The organism is Kluyvera intermedia (genome assembly GCF_021440345.1).
Classification (GTDB): Bacteria; Pseudomonadota; Gammaproteobacteria; order Enterobacterales; family Enterobacteriaceae; genus Kluyvera; species Kluyvera intermedia_A.
The window spans coordinates 11,650-34,594 of sequence record NZ_JAKCNS010000002.1 but is presented as its reverse complement, the minus strand read 5'-3'; the positions used below and the strand labels follow the sequence as shown (position 1 = coordinate 34,594).

Annotated in this window: 22 protein-coding genes; 5 read left to right on the top strand and 17 right to left on the bottom strand. The window is 55.0% G+C overall.

Going from position 1 to position 22,945, the window contains the following annotated elements; translation table 11 throughout:
• Positions 1–2: 2 nt before the first annotated feature.
• From tatB to udp, 7 genes are all read right to left on the bottom strand, one after another.
• Positions 3–533 (bottom strand): Sec-independent protein translocase protein TatB, encoded by a 531-nt coding sequence (tatB, locus tag LZ634_RS00375; protein ID WP_234501779.1) that lies wholly within the window; start codon positions 531–533, stop codon positions 3–5.
• Positions 534–536: 3 nt separating this feature from the next.
• Positions 537–791 (bottom strand): Sec-independent protein translocase subunit TatA, encoded by a 255-nt coding sequence (gene tatA / locus LZ634_RS00370; protein ID WP_052283968.1) that lies wholly within the window; start codon positions 789–791, stop codon positions 537–539.
• 76 nt (positions 792–867) lie between these two features.
• Complete coding sequence (gene ubiB, locus LZ634_RS00365) at positions 868–2,508, bottom strand: ubiquinone biosynthesis regulatory protein kinase UbiB (protein WP_234501778.1); 1,641 nt, start codon at positions 2,506–2,508, stop codon at positions 868–870.
• Positions 2,505–3,110, bottom strand: coding sequence for a ubiquinone biosynthesis protein UbiJ (gene ubiJ, locus LZ634_RS00360; protein ID WP_234501777.1), 606 nt, complete (start codon positions 3,108–3,110; stop codon positions 2,505–2,507). The genes ubiB and ubiJ overlap by 4 nt, the downstream gene beginning before the upstream one ends.
• Before the next feature lie 13 nt (positions 3,111–3,123).
• A complete protein-coding gene (ubiE, locus tag LZ634_RS00355) occupies positions 3,124–3,879 on the bottom strand; it encodes a bifunctional demethylmenaquinone methyltransferase/2-methoxy-6-polyprenyl-1,4-benzoquinol methylase UbiE (RefSeq protein ID WP_234501776.1) in 756 nt (251 codons plus the stop codon).
• A 100-nt stretch (positions 3,880–3,979) separates the two neighbouring features.
• Positions 3,980–5,389, bottom strand: a complete 1,410-nt coding sequence (gene rmuC, locus LZ634_RS00350; RefSeq protein ID WP_234501775.1) for a DNA recombination protein RmuC — start codon at positions 5,387–5,389, stop codon at positions 3,980–3,982.
• Positions 5,390–5,530: 141 nt separating this feature from the next.
• Entirely contained in the window at positions 5,531–6,292 is a 762-nt protein-coding gene (gene udp / locus LZ634_RS00345) for a uridine phosphorylase (protein ID WP_234501774.1), read from the bottom strand.
• A gap of 237 nt (positions 6,293–6,529) precedes the next feature.
• Here udp and LZ634_RS00340 point away from each other — a divergent pair, with 237 nt between their 5' ends.
• Complete coding sequence (locus LZ634_RS00340; RefSeq protein WP_234501773.1) at positions 6,530–7,342, top strand: dienelactone hydrolase family protein; 813 nt, start codon at positions 6,530–6,532, stop codon at positions 7,340–7,342.
• 43 nt (positions 7,343–7,385) lie between these two features.
• On the opposite strand, the gene metE is transcribed toward LZ634_RS00340, so the two are convergent.
• Positions 7,386–9,647, bottom strand: coding sequence for a 5-methyltetrahydropteroyltriglutamate--homocysteine S-methyltransferase (gene metE / locus LZ634_RS00335; RefSeq protein ID WP_234501791.1), 2,262 nt, complete (start codon positions 9,645–9,647; stop codon positions 7,386–7,388).
• A 117-nt stretch (positions 9,648–9,764) separates the two neighbouring features.
• Here metE and metR point away from each other — a divergent pair, with 117 nt between their 5' ends.
• Entirely contained in the window at positions 9,765–10,718 is a 954-nt protein-coding gene (metR, locus tag LZ634_RS00330; protein WP_234501772.1) for an HTH-type transcriptional regulator MetR, read from the top strand.
• Here the strand turns inward: metR and LZ634_RS00325 are convergent.
• The 3 genes from LZ634_RS00325 to pldB form a co-directional block, all read right to left on the bottom strand.
• On the bottom strand, positions 10,606–11,505 hold the full coding sequence (locus LZ634_RS00325; protein ID WP_234501771.1) for a carboxylate/amino acid/amine transporter: 900 nt from the start codon (positions 11,503–11,505) through the stop codon (positions 10,606–10,608). The two genes, metR and LZ634_RS00325, sit on opposite strands and share 113 nt — an antisense overlap.
• 85 nt (positions 11,506–11,590) lie before the next feature.
• Positions 11,591–12,391: a sugar/pyridoxal phosphate phosphatase YigL gene (gene yigL, locus LZ634_RS00320; RefSeq protein ID WP_234501770.1), complete on the bottom strand. Its 801-nt coding sequence runs from the start codon at positions 12,389–12,391 to the stop codon at positions 11,591–11,593.
• A gap of 41 nt (positions 12,392–12,432) precedes the next feature.
• Positions 12,433–13,425, bottom strand: a complete 993-nt coding sequence (gene pldB, locus LZ634_RS00315) for a lysophospholipase L2 (RefSeq protein WP_234501769.1) — start codon at positions 13,423–13,425, stop codon at positions 12,433–12,435.
• Positions 13,426–13,534: 109 nt separating this feature from the next.
• On the opposite strand from pldB, the gene rhtB reads away from it, so the two are divergent.
• Positions 13,535–14,155 carry a homoserine/homoserine lactone efflux protein gene (gene rhtB / locus LZ634_RS00310; RefSeq protein WP_234501768.1) on the top strand — a complete coding sequence of 207 codons (621 nt, stop codon included), beginning with the start codon at positions 13,535–13,537 and terminating at the stop codon, positions 14,153–14,155.
• A 48-nt stretch (positions 14,156–14,203) separates the two neighbouring features.
• Here rhtB and rhtC read toward each other — a convergent pair whose 3' ends face one another.
• The 3 genes from rhtC to pldA form a co-directional block, all read right to left on the bottom strand.
• Complete coding sequence (gene rhtC / locus LZ634_RS00305) at positions 14,204–14,827, bottom strand: threonine export protein RhtC (protein ID WP_234501767.1); 624 nt, start codon at positions 14,825–14,827, stop codon at positions 14,204–14,206.
• Between the two features lie 81 nt (positions 14,828–14,908).
• Positions 14,909–16,738, bottom strand: coding sequence for an ATP-dependent DNA helicase RecQ (recQ, locus tag LZ634_RS00300; protein ID WP_234501766.1), 1,830 nt, complete (start codon positions 16,736–16,738; stop codon positions 14,909–14,911).
• Positions 16,739–16,856: 118 nt separating this feature from the next.
• The gene (gene pldA, locus LZ634_RS00295; protein ID WP_234501765.1) at positions 16,857–17,723 is read right to left on the bottom strand and encodes a phospholipase A; all 867 of its coding nucleotides are present in this window, start codon (positions 17,721–17,723) and stop codon (positions 16,857–16,859) included.
• 160 nt (positions 17,724–17,883) lie between these two features.
• Here pldA and yigI point away from each other — a divergent pair, with 160 nt between their 5' ends.
• The gene (gene yigI / locus LZ634_RS00290; RefSeq protein ID WP_234501764.1) at positions 17,884–18,351 is read left to right on the top strand and encodes an acyl-CoA thioesterase YigI; all 468 of its coding nucleotides are present in this window, start codon (positions 17,884–17,886) and stop codon (positions 18,349–18,351) included.
• A 50-nt stretch (positions 18,352–18,401) separates the two neighbouring features.
• Entirely contained in the window at positions 18,402–19,295 is an 894-nt protein-coding gene (rarD, locus tag LZ634_RS00285; protein ID WP_234501763.1) for an EamA family transporter RarD, read from the top strand.
• Positions 19,296–19,370: 75 nt separating this feature from the next.
• Here rarD and corA read toward each other — a convergent pair whose 3' ends face one another.
• From corA to uvrD, 3 genes are all read right to left on the bottom strand, one after another.
• Entirely contained in the window at positions 19,371–20,321 is a 951-nt protein-coding gene (gene corA, locus LZ634_RS00280) for a magnesium/cobalt transporter CorA (protein WP_234501762.1), read from the bottom strand.
• Positions 20,322–20,472: 151 nt separating this feature from the next.
• Complete coding sequence (ysgD, locus tag LZ634_RS00275; RefSeq protein ID WP_218007475.1) at positions 20,473–20,529, bottom strand: YsgD/CorL family protein; 57 nt, start codon at positions 20,527–20,529, stop codon at positions 20,473–20,475.
• A 147-nt stretch (positions 20,530–20,676) separates the two neighbouring features.
• Positions 20,677–22,839 (bottom strand): DNA helicase II, encoded by a 2,163-nt coding sequence (gene uvrD, locus LZ634_RS00270; RefSeq protein WP_234501761.1) that lies wholly within the window; start codon positions 22,837–22,839, stop codon positions 20,677–20,679.
• Between the last annotated feature and the right edge of the window lie 106 nt (positions 22,840–22,945).

The following is a 22,945-nucleotide window of genomic DNA, read 5'->3' as shown; positions in this document are numbered from 1 at the left end:
GTTTACGATTTATCACTCGATGCGGGGGATGAATCAGGAACCGCGGCCGCAGAAATTTTCTCTTTCTCTACCGGTTTGACCGCCTCAGCGGCTGGCGCCGGAGCTTCTACCGGTGGCGAAACGGGTTCGTCAGCATGCACCACCTGCGGATCGGCAGTGGTCGGCTGCGCGGCTTCCTTATCCTTCACCACAGGGTTATGGATAGTATTGGCCTCATCGCTCGCCTTTTCAGGATCGTGCGCAGAGTAAGAACGCTTCATCGACTCAGCCGCTTCGCGCAGCTCGTCCATCGAAGCCTTCAGCTCAGGCGTCAGGCTATCCAGACTCGCTTTCTCCACTTTCTTCAGGCTGTCCTGAAATTCCTGGAGTTTAAGCTCCTGCGTCAGCTCATTTTGTACGGTTGTCGCCAGCGAGCGCAGCGCCCGGATCCAGCCAACAACCGTCTTCACTGCAACCGGTAGACGTTTTGGCCCTAATACGACAAGGCCAATCACAAATACCAGCAGCAGTTCACTGAAACCAATATCAAACACGAATTACACCTGCTCGTTGTCGTGGCGTTTCGCTTCGTCTTTCTTCGCACTTTCCTGCTTATCAGTAATTGATTGCGCAGTGAAATCTGCATCCTGGCTCGGTTTATCTTTCTTCTCGTCTTCATCACCCATGGCTTTCTTAAAGCCTTTGATGGACGCGCCTAAATCCGACCCAAGCGAGCTCAGCTTTTTAGTCCCAAAAAGCAGAACCACGATAACGACGATAATCAGCAACTGCCAAATACTAATACCACCCATACATGTTCCTCTGATAGATGATGAAATAATCAGCGCGCATTATACGTTATGCAGCGCCCTGTTAGCGACGCAAAAATCAGCGCGTCTTTCGCCAGCCTGCGAGCCATACCACCAATCCTCCGGCCATAAGCCATGCGGGTGTCAGGCCCCATTCCGGGCGGTAAACCAGTAATACTGTACCGCTCAGGAGTAAAACCGCGCCTATACCAAAGAGATAACGCGACTGCCCCTGACGAGTGTGATGCGTTGCCATATCCTGCGAAATCTTTGCAAGACTGGCCTGCATCTGCTTGCTTTGGCGCAGGCTGTCGTAAACCAGCTCCGGTAATTCCGGCATTTTTTCAATCCAGAACGGCGCTTTGTCTTTCAATGCACGGAACAGCGCCGGCACACCCACCTGATCCTTAATCCAGGACTCCAGGAACGGTTTTGCCGTCTTCCATAAATCTAACTGAGGATAGAGCTGTCGTCCTACCCCTTCTACGTAAAGTAATGTCTTTTGCAGTAACACCAGCTGTGGCTGAACTTCCATATTGAAGCGGCGCGCGGTGTTAAACAGGTTCAGCAGCACGTGGCCAAACGAGATTTCTGCCAGTGGTTTTTCGAAGATAGGTTCACACACGGTACGAATAGCGAACTCAAACTCTTCGACGTTGGTATCCGCGGGCACCCAACCGGAATCAACGTGCAGCTCAGCCACTTTGCGATAATCGCGGTTGAAGAAAGCGATGAAGTTTTCCGCCAGATAGCGCTTATCGTCTTTATTCAGCGAGCCGACAATACCGCAATCAATCCCGATGTACTGCGGATCATCCGGATGCTCGTAGCTGACAAAGATATTGCCGGGGTGCATGTCAGCATGGAAGAAACTGTCGCGGAATACCTGGGTAAAGAACACCTGTACGCCACGTTCAGCCAGCAGTTGCATGTTGGTATTCTGCTTTTCCAGCGTCTCAATATCGGATACGGGAATACCGTAGATGCGCTCCATCACCAGCATATCGACGCGGCAGTAGTCGGAATACACTTCCGGTACATACAGCATCGGGCTGTTTTCGAAGTTGCGCCGCAGCTGGATGGCATTAGCCGCTTCACGCAGCAGGTTCAGTTCGTCGAGCAGCGTTTTTTCGTAGTCGCGTACCACTTCCAAAGGACGCAGACGACGTCCATCCGGCAACAGGCGAGGCACCCAGCGCGCCAGGCGGTAGATAAGCTTCATATCCGCTTTGATGACCGGCAGGATATCCGGGCGGATGACCTTGATAACCACTTCCTGGCCGTTTTCTTTCAGGCGCGCAGTGTGTACCTGGGCAATCGATGCGGAAGCCAGCGGCTCAATGTCGAAATCATCGAACCAGCTTTCGACAGGAATATCGCCCATCGATTTTTCAATTTGCTGTTTTGCCAGCTTGCCATCAAACGGGGCGACGCGATCCTGCAGCATCACCAGCTGATCGGCGATATTCGGCGGGAAAAGGTCACGGCGGGTGGAAAGCATCTGCCCGAACTTGATCCACACTGGGCCAAGCTCCTGCAAGGCCAGACGCAGGCGTTCACCCAGCGGTTTATTTTTGTGGCGATTTGGCATCCAGAACAGCAGCCGACGCCCGATACGCAGCGGCAGCGTGATTCGCATTTTGGGAATGAGCTCATCAAGCCCGTAGCTCAAAAAGGTGCGGATGATAAAGTACAGGCGCCGTAATTCTCCTGGCGTCATTTCCCCTCCAGTTTTTCCAACCGTTTGGTCAGTGCGGCAAGCTCGCGCTCTACGGCCATTGCTTCTTCAGCAAACCAGGCGATTTCCAATGCACCCGGTGCCAGCCGCCACTCTTCGGTCAGCGTTTCCGCAACATAACGCTGCTGACGAGCCAGCCCATGCTGTACAAACTTCGCCCCGCCGCGCAGCAGTTTACTCACGCCCTCCGCGGCAATATCACCGGTGTAAGGCGCCAGCAGTTCCGCAGGATCAAACTCCGCAAGATCGGCAAGCGACACCAGGTTTTGAACCACCTGGAGATCGCCCTGCACTTCGAGATCGTTATTGCGGATAAGCGCCGTCAGTTGCTGGCGGTTACGCAGCTGCGGTAATACGCTGACGCGAGTGATAACGGTGCAGTCTGCCTCGCCTTCCCACGCACCCAGCACATCAACCTGACGTTCACTGAAAACCAACACCAGCGGCGAGGAGAACTCTTTGAGTTCAATGCGCAGCACTTTGCCAATAAGACGTTGGCGCGCAGGCTTTAAAGCCTTCTCACGCCAAAGCAGCGTATTAATGGCGGTTTCAATGCTGCCGGTTACTAAGGGTTTTAAAGGCATAGCTGCACCTCAATCAGAATTTATAACCGCGATGCAGCGCGACGATCCCGGCCGTCAGGTTGAAGTACTCAACGTTTTCCAGACCAGCATCCTGCATCATCTCTTTCAGGGTGTCCTGATTCGGGTGCATGCGGATGGACTCCGCCAGATAGCGGTAGCTGTCGGCGTCGTTTGCCACCATTTCACCGATACGCGGCAAAATGTGGAATGAATAGGCATCGTAGGCTTTGCTCAGCGGCTCGATAATCGGTTTGGAGAATTCGAGCACCAGCAGACGGCCACCCGGTTTCAGCACGCGGTACATGGAGCGCAGCGCTTTATCTTTGTCGGTGACGTTACGCAGGCCAAAGGAGATGGTGATACAGTCAAAAGTGTTATCAGGGAATGGCAGCGCTTCTGCGTTCGCCTGCACGTATTCAACATTACCAACGACGCCGATGTTACGCAGCTTTTCACGCCCCATCTTCAGCATGGAATCGTTGATATCGGCCAACACCACGCGCCCGGTTTCACCCACCATACGCGAGAATTTCGCCGTCAGGTCGCCGGTGCCGCCCGCCAGATCGAGAACTGTCTGTCCACGGCGCACGCCGCTGCAATCAATGGTAAAACGCTTCCAGAGACGATGAATACCGAATGACATCAGGTCATTCATAACATCGTATTTTGCGGCGACAGAATGGAATACATGCGCCACCATGTCTACCTTCTGATCTTTGGCAATTGTTTGGAAGCCAAAGTGCGTCGTTTCTTGTGAATCCTCAACCATCTCTATGCCTGCTTATCAAGAAAATGTTCATGGAGTGTAACAGATTGGGCTCGATTGCCCTACGATTCCACCCCGTTACGAAATCCGTCCCGTCGCTGGATCAGTGACGCTCTGCCGCCAACGGATTGCCATCATTCAGCTCTTCATCATCGCGCAGCCGGAACTCATCATCCTGCGACGTGGCCTGCTCGACGAGATCTGGATTAATCTCGCGCTTCACCTCAACGCCGAGATGGCGGAATGCTTCCGCCTGCGCCAACAGATTCCCGCGCCCGGAGGTGAGTTTTTTCATCGCCTGGCGGTAGTTATCCTGCGCTTTATCGAGGCTCTGTCCGATCGACGACATATCATCAACGAACAGGCGCATTTTGTCATATAAGCGGCTGGCACGTTCAGCAATATGTTGCGCATTGCGGCTTTGATGCTCATAGCGCCACAGGTTGGCAATGGTGCGTAGCGCCACCAGCAGGGTCGTTGGGCTCACCAGCATAATATTATTTTTTAGCGCTTCGCTTATTAGCTCTGGCTGCCTATCCAGCGCCAGTAAAAAAGCAGGTTCAACAGGGATAAACATCAAAACATAGTCCAGAGAACGCAGCCCCGGCAGCTGCTGGTAGTCTTTACGCCCCAGCAGGCGGATATGGTTACGTACCGCCGCAATGTGCTCCTGCAGCGCCGCTTCGCGGGTATAGTCATCCTCCGCATTGAAATAGCGCTCGTAGGCCACCAGCGTCATTTTGGCATCGACCACCACATCTTTGCGATGCGGCAGACGGACGATAACATCCGGCTGCATACGGGAATTAGCATCCGTATTGATGCTGACCTGGGTTTCGTACTCGTGCCCTTCACGTAGCCCGGAAGCCTCCAGCACACGCGTCAGAACCACTTCACCCCAGTTGCCCTGGGTTTTATTATCGCCTTTCAGCGCCCGGGTCAGGTTGACCGCCTCCTGCGCCATCTGGGCATTCAACTGCTGTAAGTTGCGAATTTCATGCGCCAGAGTATGCCGTTCACGCGCCTCCTGGCCAAAACTGTCCTGAACCTGGCGGCGGAAGCCGTCCAACTGCTCACGCAGCGGCGTCAGAAGACCCTGCAAGCTCTGACGATTCTGCTCATCAACGCGGCGATTACTCTGCTCAAAGATGCGGTTAGCCAGATTTTCAAACTGCTCGCTCAGGCGCTGCTCGCTATTGAGCATCAGGCGATATTTTTCGTCACCGTGCTGGCGGGTGGTTTCCAGCAGCGTCGTCACTTCCCGGAGATCGACCTCCAGAGAGGAGTTGAGTTCCCGCAGGCCGCGCAGCTCGTTATTGAGCAATTCACACTCTTCACGCCAATGGGCATTCTGGGCAATTTGCTGCTTCGCTGCGCTCAGTTCGCCGTACACATCGCGTTCTTCCGCAAGCTGTTCGGCCCGCTGCTGCGCTACGCGATAGCTTGCCGCCAGCCAGCCAATCGCCATGCCTGCCAGCGCTACCAACGCATAAATCACCACGGCAATATCCACAACGCCCCCCGCTTATATCCGTTATCTGCACAAAAATAGAATTGTGCTGTATAAACGTCCAGTTTTAAAGCAGTTTCCTGCGAGGTGCTACGCAAAAAGAAAAAGGCCGAACAAGTCGGCCTTTTACACAAGGAGGGGAAACTACAGCAGACGACGCGCCGCTTCCACCACGATTTTCACCGCATGACTTTCGGTTTTCTTCATGGTTTCAGCGTTAGGAATTTCCTGCTGGGTACGGTTGACGATAACGCCAGCGACCATACCCGCACGCAGACCCTGGCTTGAGCACATGGTCAGCAGGGTGGCAGATTCCATTTCGTAGTTCATCACGCCCATTGACTGCCACTCTTCCATGGAGCCTTTGAAGTTACGCACGACGCGACCAGAGAAGGTGTCATAGCGTTCCTGGCCCGGGTAGAAGGTGTCAGAAGAGGCGGTCACACCCACGTGAGTGGTTGCACCGACGGCTTTCGCCGCTTCCACCAGCGCAGTGGTACAGGCAAAGTCGGCCACCGCTGGATATTCCATCGGCGCAAAGTGCAGGCTCGCACCGTCAAGACGGACGGATGCCGTTGTCACCAGTACGTCGCCAACGTTGATGTTTGGCTGAATTGCGCCAGTGGTACCGACACGCAGGAACGTGCGGATACCCAGCTGCGCCAGTTCTTCCACAGCAATGGAAGTTGATGGGCCACCGATACCGGTTGAGCAGACGATCACTGACTTGCCATCAAGCTCAGCACGCCAGGAGGTGAATTCACGATGAGATGCCAGTTTTACCGGCTTTTCCATCAGCGCGGCGATCTTTTCCACACGCTCCGGGTCACCGGGGACGATAGCCAGCGTAGCCCCTTGTAAATCGTTTTTAGTGAGGCCGAGATGAAAAACATCAGACTTGGACATAAAGAACTCCTCTGTGGTTCAGTTTTGTCAGAAGAAGCAAAAATGTACTTTATAGAAGACCACGACTCTTTTTCGTGATTGCCATCACTAAGGAATAAAAATATTACATTAAATTCCACGCAATTAGTGATTCACATCACATTAACAAGTTATTGTGAATCTCAGCTGCACAAAAATACGCCGTATTGAGGCACTGTGATTCAGCTATGAGTTCATTTCAAGGGTACGGAGAATGCCATGACAATCAACAAACAACCTGGATTTGCACCTGCTGCTTCACCTCATGCCTTGACCACCGTCCATACGCCCGAAGAGGCTATCACGGCGGGAGAAACCTCGATTCCCTCACAGGGGGATACGCTGCCGGCCTATCACGCCCGCCCTAAACATAGCGATGCGCCTCTCCCGGTAATCATCGTAGTGCAGGAGATTTTTGGCGTCCACGAACATATCCGCGATATCTGCCGCCGTCTGGCGCTTGAGGGCTATCTGGCTATCGCACCAGAGCTCTATTTTCGTCAGGGAGATCCGAACGACTATGACGACATCCCATCGCTGTTCAGCGGCCTTGTCACTAAAGTCCCTGACGCTCAAGTGCTGGGCGATCTCGACCATGTTGCCAGTTGGGCTGCACGTAACGGCGGTGACGCCAACCGTCTATTCGTGACCGGCTTCTGCTGGGGTGGGCGCATTGCGTGGCTGTATGCTGCGCATAACCCGCAGCTCAAAGCCGCAGTGGCCTGGTATGGCCGTCTGACAGGCGACAAAACGTTGAACAGCCCGAAACATCCGGTTGATATCGCAGTCGATTTGAGCGCGCCGGTGCTGGGGTTGTACGGCGGCCAGGATACCGGGATCTCGCTTGAATCCGTTGAAACCATGCGCCAGGCGCTGCGTGCGGCAAATGCGAAAGCTGACATTGTCGTCTACCCGGAGGCCGGTCACGCGTTTAATGCGGACTATCGCCCGAGCTATCATGAAGAGTCGGCCAAAGATGGCTGGCAGAGGATGCTGGCATGGTTTGCACAGTATGGCGGGAAAAAGGGCTAACCTTTTAATAAAGTAAAACGGAGGCTTTCGCCTCCGTTTGTTTTTACGCCTCGCGTAAATTCTGCGCCGCTTTCACCATATTCGCCAGCGCCGCGCGGGTTTCCGGCCAACCTCGGGTTTTCAAACCGCAGTCCGGGTTAACCCACAGGCGTTCCGCTGGGATCCGCTGCTCGGCTTTCTTCAGCAAGGCTTCAATCCACTCTACGCTCGGCACGTTCGGGGAGTGAATGTCGTACACGCCCGGCCCGATTTCGTTCGGGTAGTCGAACTCTTCGAACGACTCCAGCAGTTCCATATCGGAACGCGAGGTTTCAATGGTGATCACGTCAGCATCCAGCGCCGCGATGGAATCCATGATGTCGTTGAACTCGCAATAACACATGTGGGTGTGGATCTGCGTTTCGTCTTTCGCCACCGCAGCATTGATGCGGAAGGCTTCCACACCCCACTCGAGATAGGCCGCCCAATCGCTGCGACGCAGCGGCAGACCTTCACGCAGCGCCGGTTCATCAATCTGGATAATACCGATACCGGCGGCTTCTAAATCCGCCACTTCATCACGCAGCGCCAGCGCAATCTGTTTGGCGATGGTTTCGCGAGTCACATCTTCACGTGGGAACGACCAACAAAGAATCGTTACCGGGCCGGTCAGCATGCCTTTCACCGGTTTCTCGGTCAGAGATTGCGCATATTTCGCCCACTCCACGGTAATCGCTTCTGGGCGGCTGACGTCGCCAATCACTACCGGAGGCTTCACGCAGCGGGAGCCGTAGCTCTGTACCCAGCCGTTTTGGGTGAAGATGAAGCCGTCGAGGTGCTCACCGAAGTATTCCACCATGTCGTTACGTTCAGCTTCCCCGTGCACCAGTACATCGAGGCCCAGGCGTTCCTGTTCAATAATCGCCTGCTTGATGTGCTCGGCGATACCCGTACGATAGTTGCCGGCATCGAGATTGCCCTTTTTGAAATCCAGGCGCAGACCGCGAATTTCTGTGGTTTGTGGGAATGAGCCAATAGTGGTGGTTGGCCAGGCCGGTAAATTAAAGCGCGCACGCTGGGCTTCAGCACGCGCCGGATAGGCGCTATTACGCTGGCTGTCGCGTGCAGTAATCGCCGCCAGACGTTTTTCGACCGCCGCATTGTGTACGCGGGTGGAGTGGCGACGAGCCTGAATCGGCGCACTCCATTCGGTAATAGCGTTGGTGTCGCCGCTGTTCAGCGCATCGCGTAGCAGGGCCAGCTCTTCACATTTTTGCAGTGCAAAGGCAAACCAGCTCTTCACTTCCGCGTCCAGACGCGTCTCCACGCTAAGATCGATTGGGCTATGCAGCAGGGAGCAGGAAGATGCCACCCACAGCGCACGTTTGCCAACGATGTCTTTAATCTGCCCATACTTTTCGGTGAGATCGGCACGCCAGACGTTACGACCGTTTACCAACCCCGCCGAGAGCAGCCAGTCGGCAGGTAGACGTTTATGCAGTTCAGCAACGTCATCCTTCCCATGAACAAAGTCAACGTGCAGGCCCTGCACCGGCAGCGCGGTGATGGTACTCAGATTCGGCGTCACGCCTTCAAAATAAGTGGTCAGTAGCAGTTTGACCTGGCCGGTGAGCGCATCGTATGCCGGTTTGAACGCATCCAGCCATTCCTGCGGCAACTCCAGCACCAGCGCTGGTTCATCAATCTGCACCCACTCGATACCGCGTTTTGCCAGCTCCGCCAGTACCTGTTGGTAAACAGGCAGAATATCGTTCAGCAGGCTCAGGCGATCAAACTGTTCACCCTTCACTTTGCCCAGCCACAGATAGGTTACCGGTCCTAAGAGAACAGGTTTCACCTTGTGACCTAGCGCCAGCGCTTCATCCACCTCGTCCAGCAGTTGAGTCCAGGTCAATTTGAACTGCTGGCCTTTGGTGAATTCCGGCACCATGTAGTGATAGTTGGTGTTAAACCATTTGGTCATTTCTGCCGCCGCCGCAGGCTCTCCGGTCGGTGCGCGACCACGGCCAATGCGGAACAGAGTGTCAATATCAACAGAGCCATCCTGATTCTGATGGCGGGCAGGAACGTTGCCCAACAGCAGGCTGGTTGTCAGGACGTGATCGTACCAGGCGAAATCCCCGACCGGCAGCAGATCGATACCCGCTTGTTTCTGCTGTTCCCAGTGGCGAGCGCGCAGTTCACGGCCTGTCGCCAATAATTCTTCACGGGAGGCGTTACCCGCCCAATAGCTCTCTTGCGCTTTTTTCAGCTCACGACGAAGGCCGACGCGAGGGAAACCGAGGGTGTGGTTTTGAATAGTCATCATATGCCTCTCATGGATTTTTGGTATTTTAGCCGTCCAGATGTTTACACATCCATAATCGACAGGTACTGTATATTCCTCAAGCGCAAATTGTTCATGCCGAAGTGAAGGACTTTCATGATCGAGATTAAACACCTGAAAACGCTCCAGGCGTTGCGGAGTAGTGGTTCACTGGCAGCCGCCGCGGCGACGCTGCATCAGACCCAATCCGCCCTTTCTCACCAGTTCAGCGATCTGGAACAACGCCTTGGCTTTCGGCTATTTGTGCGTAAAAGCCAGCCATTACGCTTTACGCCGCAGGGAGAGATCCTGCTGCAGCTGGCAAACCAGATACTGCCGCAAATTGGTCAGGCGCTGCAGGCTTGTAATGAGCCACAGCAGGCCACGCTGCGCATCGCTATTGAATGCCACAGCTGCATTCAGTGGCTGACGCCCGCGCTGGAGAATTTCCACAAGCAGTGGCCGCAGGTTGAGATGGACTTTAAATCTGGTGTCACTTTTGACCCACAGCCGGCCTTGCAGCAGAGCGAGCTGGATATCGTGCTAACCTCCGACATTCTGCCGCGAAGCGGTCTGCACTATTCGCCGATGTTTGATTTCGAGGTGCGTCTGGTGCTGTCTCCCGATCACCCACTGGCGACCAAAGCGCGCATTACGCCGGAAGATTTAGCGTCGGAAACGCTGCTGATTTACCCGGTACAGCGCCAGCGTCTGGATATCTGGCGTCACTTCCTGCTGCCAGCCGGTATCAGCCCACAGCTAAAAAGCGTGGATAACACCCTGTTGCTGATTCAGATGGTATCGGCACGCATGGGGATTGCTGCGCTGCCGCACTGGGTGGTGGAGAGTTTTGAGCGCCAGGGTCTTATCGTCACTAAAACCCTGGGCGAAGGACTGTGGAGCCGGCTGTACGCCGCCGTGCGCGATGGCGAGCAGCGTCAGCCGGTAATGGAAGCGTTTATTCGCTCAGCGCGGAACCACGCTTGCGATCATCTGCCGTTTGTGAAGAATGCGGAGCGACCCAACGCCGATGTACCCACAGTGAGGCCAGGATCACAGCAGCCCCTGTAAGGAAGCTCGGCCAGTGGGGCTGTTGATGCCAGATTGCCAGGTTAACCAACAGCCCCGCAGGCACATGCATGTTGTTCATGATACCTAGCGTGCCTGCGTCCACCTGAGTGGCACCGTAGTTCCACATAAAGTAACCAATCCCCGAAGCCACCACGCCAAGAAACACCAGAATGCCCCACTGCGGCATCGTCTGCGGCATTTTCTGCGCATTCCCCAGAAGCGACCAGGCCACCACCGCCACTAAAAACGCGCCAAGGTAGAACCAGGCAAAAGCGTTGTGCTGTGGCATTGGACGGGTTTCCATCAGGCGCTTGTAACCCACCATCCCGATGGCAAACGTAATATTGGAGAGCTGAACCAGCAGAAGCCCCATCCAGAAATGGCTGGTCACGTGGTCATAGCGAATGATCCCTGCGCCAATCACCGCCAGCAGCGCGCTAAACGCGTAGCTCCAGCGCAGGCGACGCCCGCTCATCAGGTCGTAGATCAAGGTGATGTAGAGCGGTGTCAGCACGGTAAACAGCAGCAGCTCCGAGACGGTCAGGTACAGATAGGCCCGGAAGCTCAGCATATACATGATGCCAAGCTGCATCGCGCCCACCAGCATATACAGGCCGATAGTTTTCAGGCTGTGTCCGCGCGTACGCAGAAACGGCAAAAACACCAGCGCAGCAAGGCCGACGCGCACCAGCACGGCAAAATAGCTGTCAATGTGTCCGGCAAGGTACTCACCGTAAAAGCTAAACGAGAAGGCCCACAGAATCGTGGTAATAATCAGGAGCGCCACAATGAATGTCTCATAGGAAGATGAGCATTCATTGTAGCGGAGATGTAAGTTGACAACTGACCAGTTAATAGCCAGTCGTCAATTTTTAATCAAGATACAGCTTACGCAGGTAGTGCGGCACAGCGTCATCGGCGTTAGAGCCAATCACTTCGAGCTCCGGATGCAGATCTTTCAGGCGCTGGTGAGCACCTTCCATAATGCAGCCTTTACCCGCCATCGACAGCATTTCGGCATCGTTCATACCGTCACCAAAGGCAATGCAGTCTTTGAGCGTATAGCCCATCGCTTTGGCCACTGCTTCCAGCGCGTGACCTTTCGATACACCGCCCGCCATCACTTCCAGGCAGGTCAGCGTCGAGAAACTGACGTTGACGCGATCGCCCCAGCGCGCGTTAATTGCCTGCTCCAGCGGCAGCAACGTTTCATGGTCGTTGCAGGTAAAGAACACCTTGCTGACGCCCTCGGCTTCCAGCATACCCTGCTCATACAGGGTGTAGTTGAAGACCGCTTCTTTGAAGAAACGCATCTCCTCCGGGCGGTGACGGTTCATAAACCACTCATCGTCACGGTAGACGTTGGTGACGATATCGGGGTTTGCATTGACGATGCCAAAGAGATCGGTCGCAATGTCGAGGTCCAGGTTATGGGCGAAGACCTGTTTGCCATCGGCATCGTGCACGCGCGCGCCGTTGGAGGTGATCATATAGGATTTGATCCCAAGATTATCGCGGATCTGCCCGACATCAATGTAGTGACGCCCGGTAGCAAAGACGAAGTTCAGACCGCGCTCGGTCAGCAGCTTCAACGTCTCTTTGGCATACGGCGTTAAGTGGTGGTCAGGGGAGAGTAAGGTGCCATCTAAATCAGACGCAACGACCTGGTACATAAACGAATTTAACCTCTAAACAGTGCGGCGCTGGCGCCGAATTAATGATGTCGATGGAAAAAATCGACAATGGCAGTGAGTGCGACTGATCGCATAGCGTCCTTTTCAAAAAGGATCTCATGGTAGGCGCCCTGTATGACAAGCGGCTTACCGCCATCGCAAGGATTGCCCGCTTCGGCGCGAATATCACAATAACGGTCGTGCATGCGGTTATCAACAACCCGCTCTTCTTCCGCCTGGATCAGCAGGACGGGAAAGGTATCTTTTGCGGCGTTAGCGAGAATGTTCTCCCCGGCCAGAATGCCCTCCCGTACCCAATGATAGGTGGGACCGCCGACGCGCAGCTGCGGCTCATCGGCATAAAAACGAACATTGCGCCGATAGCGCTCGCGGCTGTGAGTCAACACGTTAACGCCAAACGGCAGCGCGTGCCATCGCCCGGTCCCCATCGCATAACCTTCCCGAAGACGCTGATGGCCCTCAGCCCAATCGAGAAGCGGCCGGACAACCCATTCCGGCAAGCGCATGATAATACCGAACATCGGCGCGCAAAGCGCGATAGCATCACAGCCCTGTTGTTTACGCTGTAAAAACTGCGTCGCAATCGCCCCGCCCATCGAATGCGCGAGGATGAACCGCTGACGCCAGCGACCCGGGAGAACCTGTTGCTGCCAGAAGGCTTCAAGATCATCCACATAGTCGCTGAATTTCGCCACGTGGCCGCGGTGCGAGTCCGAAAGCATACGTCCGGAACGCCCCTGGCCCCGGTGGTCGATGATTAATACATCAAACCCACTGCGGAAGAGATCGTACGCCAGCTCAGCGTACTTCACGTAGCTTTCAATGCGCCCAGGACAAACAACGATAACGCGGTCATGCGCAGGCGAACTGAAACGAACAAACCATACTGGAATGCCATCGACGCCGATAAACTCGGCTTCTTCCCGACCGTGCCAGAAATCCATCAATGGACCGGTGGTAAACGCAGCGAACGCGTTTTCTCTTGTATTCCAATCCTTTTGCTGTTGAAACATCGGGCTTCCACCCCAGTTAACCGCTGAAAATTGTTTTTTTGTGACGCCTAACACAGCGCCTATACAATAGCGTATTGTGGCATAAAAACAGACAATCAGGGAGTTTCTCATGACCTTTGAATGGTGGTTCGCCTACCTGCTAACATCCATAATTCTCAGCCTGTCGCCGGGCTCAGGGGCGATCAATACCATGACCACCTCAATCAACCACGGCTACCGCGGTGCGGCAGCGTCAATTGCCGGATTACAAACCAGGCTGGCCATTCATATCGTTCTGGTGGGCGTGGGGCTGGGGACGCTGTTTTCCCGCTCGGTGCTGGCGTTTGAAATTCTGAAGTGGGCCGGCGTGGCCTACCTTATCTGGCTTGGCATTCAACAGTGGCGTGCAGCGGGAGCCATCGACCTCAATACGCTGGCGAAAACCCAGAGCCGCGGCAAACTGTTTCAGCGCGCAGTGTTCGTGAACCTGACCAACCCGAAAAGCATTGTGTTTCTTGCCGCGCTCTTTCCGCAGTTCATCTCACCCGACCAGCCACAGGTCATGCAGTACCTGGTCCTCGGCGTGACCACCATCGTCGTCGATATCATTGTGATGATTGGCTACGCCACCCTGGCGCAGCGCATTGCGGTGTGGATCAAAGGGCCAAAACAGATGAAGGCATTGAATAAGGTGTTTGGTTCGCTGTTTATGCTGGTCGGCGCACTGCTGGCGTCGGCACGCCACGCGTGATGGGATAAGAAAGAAGGGAGCCCACCCGCAAACGGAGTGGGCTAAAACTTAGCGTGAAATAATCAGGTGAATACCGAAACCGGCGAATAGCGTTCCCGCCACGCCGTCAATCCACTTCGCCGCACGCTGATAGCCACGACGCATCGTTGGCAGCGCAAACAGACTCGCCACAACGGTAAACCAGGCCAGCGTTTCGAGAATAATCAGCACGAAGATCCCCCAGCGCTCGCCGGCACCGACGCTATCGCCAACAAACAACGAGAACACGGAGCCAAAATAGATAATCGCTTTTGGGTTAGCGAGGTTAGTCAGCAGGCCTTTCATAAAGCTACGCCCGCCTTGCGCCAGTTCCACCTGCGGTTCTGCTGCTTCGGTTGATTTCTCTTTCTTCAGCGCCCCGCGCAGCATCTGGTAGCCCATCCAGCACAGATATAGACCACCGCCGACCATAATAATGGTATGCAGCCACGCCATTTTTTCGATAATCAGGTGCAGCCCGAGTAGTGCAACGCCCGCCCAGACCATGACGCCGCAGGTAATTCCCAGCACGCCCATCATCGCCTCTTTGCGCGAACGACTGACGGCTGTCTGAGAAACGAAAAAGAAGTCCGGCCCAGGGCTCATCAACGCAATGATGTGCACCAGCGCCACGGTAAGGAACAGCGTTATCATGATAGACCTACCAAACGAGACGATAAAATTGCGGAAAATAGTACAGTGAGTGACTATCCTGACACTTTTTCCGCGCACTGACTACTCTTCATCGTCGCCGTCGACATGGGCGCGGATCAGCGCCAGAAACTCACGACCGAAGCGTTCCAGTTTACGCGTCCCAACGCCGTTCACGCTGAGCATATCGCTCGGTGAAACCGGCATCTGCTCTGCCATCTCAATCAGCGTGGCGTCGTTGAAGACGACATATGGTGGGATATTTTCTTCATCAGCAATGGCTTTACGCAATTTGCGTAATTTGGAGAACAGCTGGCGATCATAGTTGCCTACCGCCGCTTTTTGCATCACGCGCGGCTTCAGCGCCACGATTCGCGGCACCGCAAGCTGAAGCGGTACTTCGCCGCGCAGCACCGGGCGAGATGCGTCGGTCAACTGTAACGCCGAATGCTGGGCGATATTCTGGGTCACGAAGCCGAGGTGGATCAGTTGGCGGATCACGCTCACCCAATGCTCATGGCTCTTCTCACGGCCCATACCGTAGACTTTCAGTTTGTCATGGCCGAACTCGCGAATACGCTGGCTATTGGCACCGCGAATCACTTCCACCACATAGCCCATACCGAAGCGTTGATTAACACGTCCGATGGTCGACAGCGCAATCTGTGCGTCCTGTGCTCCATCATATTGTTTCGGCGGGTCGAGGCAGATATCGCAGTTGCCGCACGGCTCCTGACGCCCCTCGCCAAAGTAGTTAAGCAGCACCAGACGGCGACAGGTCTGCGCCTCAGCAAATGCCCCCATCGCGTTGAGCTTATGGCGCTCAATGTCCAGCAGCATGCCCGCTGGCTTCTCTTCCAGACAGCGGCGCAGCCAGGCCATATCGGCCGGATCGTAAAACAGCATCGCTTCCGCAGGCAGACCGTCACGCCCAGCGCGCCCGGTTTCCTGATAATAAGACTCGATATTGCGCGGAATGTCGAAATGCACCACGAAACGAACGTTCGGTTTGTTGATACCCATACCAAACGCCACGGTGGCGACCACAATCTGCAGGTCGTCGCGCTGGAATTTCTCCTGCACATCGGCACGAACGTGACTCTCAAGCCCGGCGTGATAGGCGCCCGCGCTAATACCACGGCTTTGCAAACGCGCGGCGGTATCTTCCACTTTCGAGCGACTGTTGCAGTAGATAATGCCCGACTTGCCCTTTTGCTCCTGGACATAGCGCATCAGCTGATCGAGAGGCTTAAACTTCTCCATCAGCATGTAACGAATGTTCGGTCGGTCGAAGCTGCTGATCTGGATATAGGGGTCGTTAAGCCCCAGCAGGCGCACGATATCGTTACGGGTGGTGTCGTCCGCAGTCGCGGTGAGCGCCATAAACGGCAGCGCCGGGAAGCGTTGACGCAAATGGCCCAGCGCAGCGTACTCTGGGCGGAAGTCGTGTCCCCACTGGGAGATACAGTGCGCTTCATCGACGGCCAGCATTACCGGGTTCCAGTGCGCCAGATGCTCGAGGAAGTTATCCAGCATCAGGCGTTCCGGGGCGATGTAGAGCAGACGAATCTGCCCGGTGCGGCACCCGGCCATCACCTCTTGCTGCTGTTCGCGGGTTTGCGTCGAGTTGATGCAGGCCGCCGACACGCCGTTCGCCAGCAGTTGATCGACCTGGTCTTTCATCAGGGAGATCAACGGTGAAACGACGACCGTCAGACCATCAAGCACCAGCGCGGGGATCTGATAACACAGCGACTTTCCGCCGCCGGTTGGCATCACGACTAAGCAGTCGCGCCCTTCCAGCACGGTATTGATGATAGTGTCCTGGCCCGGGCGGAATTGCTGATAGCCAAAGGTCTCCTGCAAAACCTGTTTAGCCAGCGATCCCTGATTCAAAACTTCCGCCTGTGCCACATTGACCCCATTCACCGTAAAATAAAAACAGGCGCTATTTTCAGCGCCTGCGTGCCAAACTGCAATGTTTTAGACGAATTCCTTCAGCCATACTCGCAACATACCGACGGTTAGGCTGTTAAAACAGATCGTTAAGCATCACCCCAACGCCAATACGCGTCTGGTTAAAGTTATAGTCGATAAGCGACTCGCCGTACCCGCTGTAGAGCTGAGTATACACGCGCACGTGCCTGGTTAGCGGATAGCTCACTCCCAGCTCCGCGCCACCGTAGCCGGTGTTCCAGTTATATTGCCCCTGCGCGCTCAGTACCGCATCCCCTAACTGATAGCCGATTTTCAGCCGGTAATAGCCCATATATTTGGTGATATCCGGGTTGTCATCGGTTTCACCCACCACATACCAGGGTTTCACTTCCACCAGCCAGTTACCATTTTGCGCCATCAGACGGGTATACAGGCGGTTCCAGCTACGTGATGTTGGGTCGGCTCGGCCATTCGAATCATGGTTATACCCCACTTCAACGTCGCGAAGCGTCCAGCCAGCAAACTGGTAATCGGTAGCAAAACCGAGGAACAGCTGCGGTTCATAGTTCGTTTCACGAAACGGTGCAGACTCACCGCTGTTGGAAAGCTGCCACCAGGATCGCTGCGTATAAGAAGCCGCCAGTACCGAGTTATCGCCGAGGATCCCGCGCCACAGCGGGAACGCCAGGCTAAGCTGGAATTTGACTTCATCTTTACGCGCATTTTCAGCCCAATCGTAGGAACGAATCGCCTCTTTGTTGAGATCGCTGGTCCAGGTGTACAGCAGATAGTTGCTTTCATAAGGGTACAACGTGAACGGATTATCATGCTCTTGCAGCAGGTTGGCGATAATACTGCCGCGCACTGCGGGCACATCGTGCACTTCTTTGATCGTTGCTTCCTGTGCAAACGCTGAGACAGGCAGCAGTAGCGCCAGTAATCCACTCCGTGAGAGCCGCATCGGTCACTTTCCCCTGAGATATATAAAAATAATGAATAGCAAAATGACACGCATTCTACCGGTTTGCACTGTTCTTGCTCATCAAACCTTTCTGAAAGTAGTAATCAACATGCAATAGGCATAAAATCAACATTTCATTAACATGCCAAGCAAGGTCATTATGTCTGCACAACTTACCGCCGAAGCTGCTCTCAAGCTGGTTGGCGAAATTTTTGTCTACCATATGCCGTTTAACCGGGCCCTGAATCTGGAGCTGGAGGTCTACGAAAAGGCCTTTGCGCAGATTAGTTTTAACAATCAACCGATGATGGTAGGCAACTGGGCGCAAAGCATTTTGCACGGCGGGGTGATTGCCTCGGCGCTGGACGTTGCCGCCGGGCTGGTGTGCGTTGGCAGTACGCTGGCGCGCCATGACACCATCAATGAAGACGAGCTGCGCCAACGCCTGTCGCGGATGGGTACCATTGATTTACGCGTAGACTACCTCCGCCCTGGTCGCGGTACGCGGTTTACGGCTACCAGTTCGCTGCTGCGCGCGGGCAACAAGGTTGCCGTTGCTCGCGTTGAGCTGCACAACGAAGAACAAACGCATATCGCCAGCGCGACGGCGACTTATATGGTGGGATAACGGTCATAATCGCGTAAAATTGCGTTACTTTTTTAAAATGGATGTTTCTCATGGATCCCAAACAGACGCGTCAGGGCGTGCTTCTTGCCCTCGCCGCCTATTTTATCTGGGGCATCGCTCCAGCCTACTTTAAGCTGATTTACTACGTTCCTGCCGATGAGATCCTGACCCACCGCGTCATCTGGTCGTTTTTCTTTATGGTGGCGCTGGTGAGCATCAGCCGTCAGTGGTTGCAGGTCAGAACGCTACTCAAGACGCCAAAAAAAGTGTTTTTACTGGCGCTTTCAGCGGTGCTGATCGGCGGCAACTGGCTGCTGTTTATCTGGTCGGTCAATAACCATCACATGCTGGAAGCCAGCCTCGGTTACTTTATAAACCCACTGGTTAATATTGTGTTGGGGATGATTTTCCTCGGCGAGCGCTTCCGCCGTATGCAATGGCTGGCGGTATTCCTGGCGGTTTGCGGCGTGCTGGTACAGCTATGGACCTTCGGTTCGCTGCCGGTTATCGCCTTAGGCCTGGCCTTCAGCTTTGCCTTCTACGGCCTGGTGCGTAAGAAAATCGCCGTCGATGCGCAGACCGGCATGCTGTTTGAAACGCTCTGGCTGCTACCGGTAGCGGCAATTTATCTGTTTGGTATCGCCGATAGTGCAACCAGCCATATGGGGCAAAACGCATGGTCGCTGAATCTACTGCTGATTGCCGCAGGCGTCGTAACCACAATTCCTCTGCTGTGCTTTACCGGCGCGGCGACGCGTCTGCGCCTGTCAACGCTGGGTTTCTTCCAGTATATCGGCCCAACGCTGATGTTCCTGCTGGCGGTGACGTTCTACGGTGAAGTGCCGGGTGCGGACAAAATGGTCACCTTCGCGTTTATTTGGGTCGCGCTGGCGATTTTTGTGATGGATGCGATTTATACCCAGCGACGGACCCGCCGCGGGTAGAAAGACGCCGGAGGGCGCTGCGCTTATCCGCCTACGCGTAGGTCGAAAAAGCGTAGCCGCTCTCCGGTAAAGATCTTACAGCCAGTTCTTGCGCTTAAAGTAGAGATACGGCGCAAGCCCCGCCAGAATCATAAAGATGATTGCGCCCGGGTAACCAAAACTCCAGCGCAGCTCCGGCATAAACTCAAAGTTCATCCCATAGCTGGACGCCACCAGCGTCGGCGGCAGGAACACCACCGAAACCACCGAGAAGATCTTAATGATGCGGTTCTGCTCGATGTTGATAAAGCCCATCGCCGCCTGCATCAGGAAGTTCACCTTCTGGAACAGCGATTCGTTGTGCGGCAGCAGGGATTCGATATCTCGCAGGATCTCACGCGCCTGCTCCAGTTGGCTGGCCGGTAAGCGCGCCTTGCGTACCAGGAAGTTCAGCGCGCGCTGGGTATCCATCAGACACAGACGAACCTTCCAGCCGATATCTTCTAGCTCTGCCAGCGTGGAAAGCGCTTCGTCATACTCGTCGCCCTGACGCCCTTCCATAATCACACGGCTGAGCTTTTCCAGGTCGCTGTAGATGTTTTCAATTTCATCCGCCAGCTGTTCGATTTTAGTTTCGAACAGATCGAGCAGCAGTTCGTAGGCGTTGCCATCCACCATCAGCTGGCTGCGGGCGCGCATACGATACAGACGGAACGCCGGCAATTCACGCTCGCGCAGGGTAAACAGACGCCCTTCACGGATGGTAAATGCTACGGTCGAGTTACCGGCATGATCGTCCGCATCTTCATAAAAGAAGAAGGAGTGAATATGCAGACCGTCTTCGTCTTCAAAAAAACGTGCGGATGCTTCGATGTCTTCCAGTTCAGGGCGCGTGGCCAGGTTCTGGCCCAAATCCTTTTGCACACGGTTTCGTTCATCGTCATCCGGCTCGACTAAGTCAACCCAAACCGAACTGGCCAGGTGCTCAATCTCGTCCGCTTCAAGACGCGTTAAACGATTATTTTCCAGTTGAAATGCGCTCAGCATGACCGGGACTCCCAATGCAAAAAATTATCGGACAGCCGGTGGGCACACAGAAACTACAGGGGTTTCAGACCATTAAACAGCCTGACTCAATGCGACGGGATAAATACGGGTCGCTGACAACCGCTAAGGCTATCAGCATAAGAGGATAGCCTTAGGAGTTGTTCCTGGATGACAGGAAGGTGAGCCAGCATCTACTGGGTGTGTCCAAGGCTTTGTCCTCTTAGCGTAATCGTGCGCGCATGTTACGCCAGCAAAAAAACGGCGTCAACACGCAACGAAACGCTAACCGGCATTAATTACCTTCAGTTCAGTAAGGCTAGCAGATCGTTACAAAATAATGATATTTTTCTGAATGTTATACGGCTTCCAGTCTGGCGTAGGCTGCTACCAGCCATTTAATCCCCTGCCCCTGGAATGCAACCTGCAGACGGCTATGTTCGCCGCTGCCTTCCAGATTAACAATGGTACCTTCGCCAAACTTGGCGTGGCGAACACGCTGGCCAAGCTTGTAGCCGGTATCGTTCTCCGCCATCGGCGTACCCATGCGCTGATGGTTCACCGGGCGGCTCACCGTCGCACGCAGGCGCACTTCTTCCACGCACGCTTCTGGCAATTCACCAATAAAGCGTGATGGGCGGTGATAAACCTCTTTGCCATACAGGCGTCGCGTTTCCGCATAGGTCAGCGTCAGCTTCTGCATCGCGCGGGTTACGCCAACGTAGGCCAGGCGACGCTCTTCTTCCAGACGGCCGCCTTCATCCAGCGACATCTGGCTTGGGAACATCCCCTCTTCCATACCGACGATAAACACCTGCGGGAACTCCAGACCTTTGGCCGAGTGGAGGGTCATTAACTGCACCGCGTCCTGCCAGGTATCGGCCTGACCTTCGCCCGCCTCCAGCGCCGCGTGGGAGAGGAATGCCTGCAGCGGCAGTAAATCCTCTTCTTCTTCGTTGTAGCTGAACTGGCGCGTCGCCGTCACCAGTTCGTCTAAGTTCTCAATACGCGTCTGGCCTTTCTCACCTTTTTCCTGCTCGTACATCATGCGCAGGCCGGAGTCTTTCACCACCCGGTCAGTCTGCACGTGCAGCGGCATATCGGCGGTTTCCTGCGCCAGAGCGTCAATCAGCTCCATAAAACGCTGTAATGCGCTGGCGGCGCGCCCGGCGAGCGCTTTCTCTTGCAGCAGTTCGCGGCAGGCCTGCCATAGCGTGAGCTGGCGGTCGCGCGAAGTCTGACGCACCACGTCCAACGTACGATCGCCGATGCCACGCGTTGGCGTATTCACCACGCGTTCAAAGGCCGCGTCGTCGTTGCGATTGGAGATAAGGCGCAGGTAAGAGAGCGCATCTTTAATTTCCTGACGTTCGAAGAAGCGCATACCACCGTAAATACGGTACGGCATGCTGACCTGCAACAGCGCCTCTTCCAGCACGCGCGACTGGGCGTTGCTGCGATAGAGAATCGCGCACTGCTCGAGCGCGCCGCCGTTGTCCTGCCAGGTTTTGATACGGTTCACCACGAAGCGAGCTTCGTCGAGTTCGTTGAATGCGCAGTAGAGCGAAATCGGTTCACCATCGACGCCGTCGGTCCACAGTTTTTTGCCCAGACGCCCGTTGTTGTTTTCAATCAGGGCGTTGGCAGCGCTCAGGATATTGCTGGTCGAACGGTAGTTTTGCTCAAGACGAATGGTTTCGGCACCGGGGAAATCGTTCAGGAATCGCTGGATATTTTCCACCTGCGCCCCGCGCCAGCCGTAAATCGACTGGTCATCATCGCCGACGATCATCACCTTGCCGGTATCGCCCGCCAGCAGGCGGATCCACGCGTACTGGATGTTGTTGGTATCCTGGAATTCATCCACCAGAATATTGGTAAAACGTTCGCGATAGTGCTGAAGAATATGCGGCTTGTTGAGCCACAGCTCGTGAGCGCGCAGCAGCAGCTCGGCGAAATCCACCAGCCCGGCGCGGTCGCAGGCTTCCTGATAGGCCTGATAAACCTTCTGCCAGGTCTGCTCAACCGGGTTGCCATAGCTTTGCAGATGATGCGGGCGCAGCCCTTCGTCTTTCTGGCTGTTGATAAACCACATGGCCTGACGCGGCGGCCACTGCTTCTCATCAAGGTTCATCGCCTTGATCAGACGCTTCAGTAAACGCAGCTGATCTTCGCTGTCGAGAATCTGAAAATCCTGCGGCAGATTGGCATCCAGATGGTGCGCGCGCAGCAGTCGGTGCGCCAACCCGTGGAACGTCCCAACCCACATGCCGCCCTGAGACGTGCCCATCAGCTGCGCGATACGGTGGCGCATTTCCGCCGCCGCTTTGTTGGTGAAGGTCACCGCCATAATCGAGTATGGCGAGCAATTTTCCACGCTTTGCAGCCAGGCGATACGGTGTACCAGCACGCGCGTCTTACCACTACCAGCCCCGGCGAGCACCAGCATATTGGTACGCTTTGCCGCGACGGCTTCGCGCTGTTTATCATTGAGGCTGTCGAGCAGGTAAGAAACGTCCATTGGCACCGCCGCGTAGTAATCAGGAAAAAAACGGAACGCCCGCTGGCGCTTCGCTTACCGGGCCTACGTCATCGTAGGGCGGATAAGCATAGCGCTATCCGCCAAA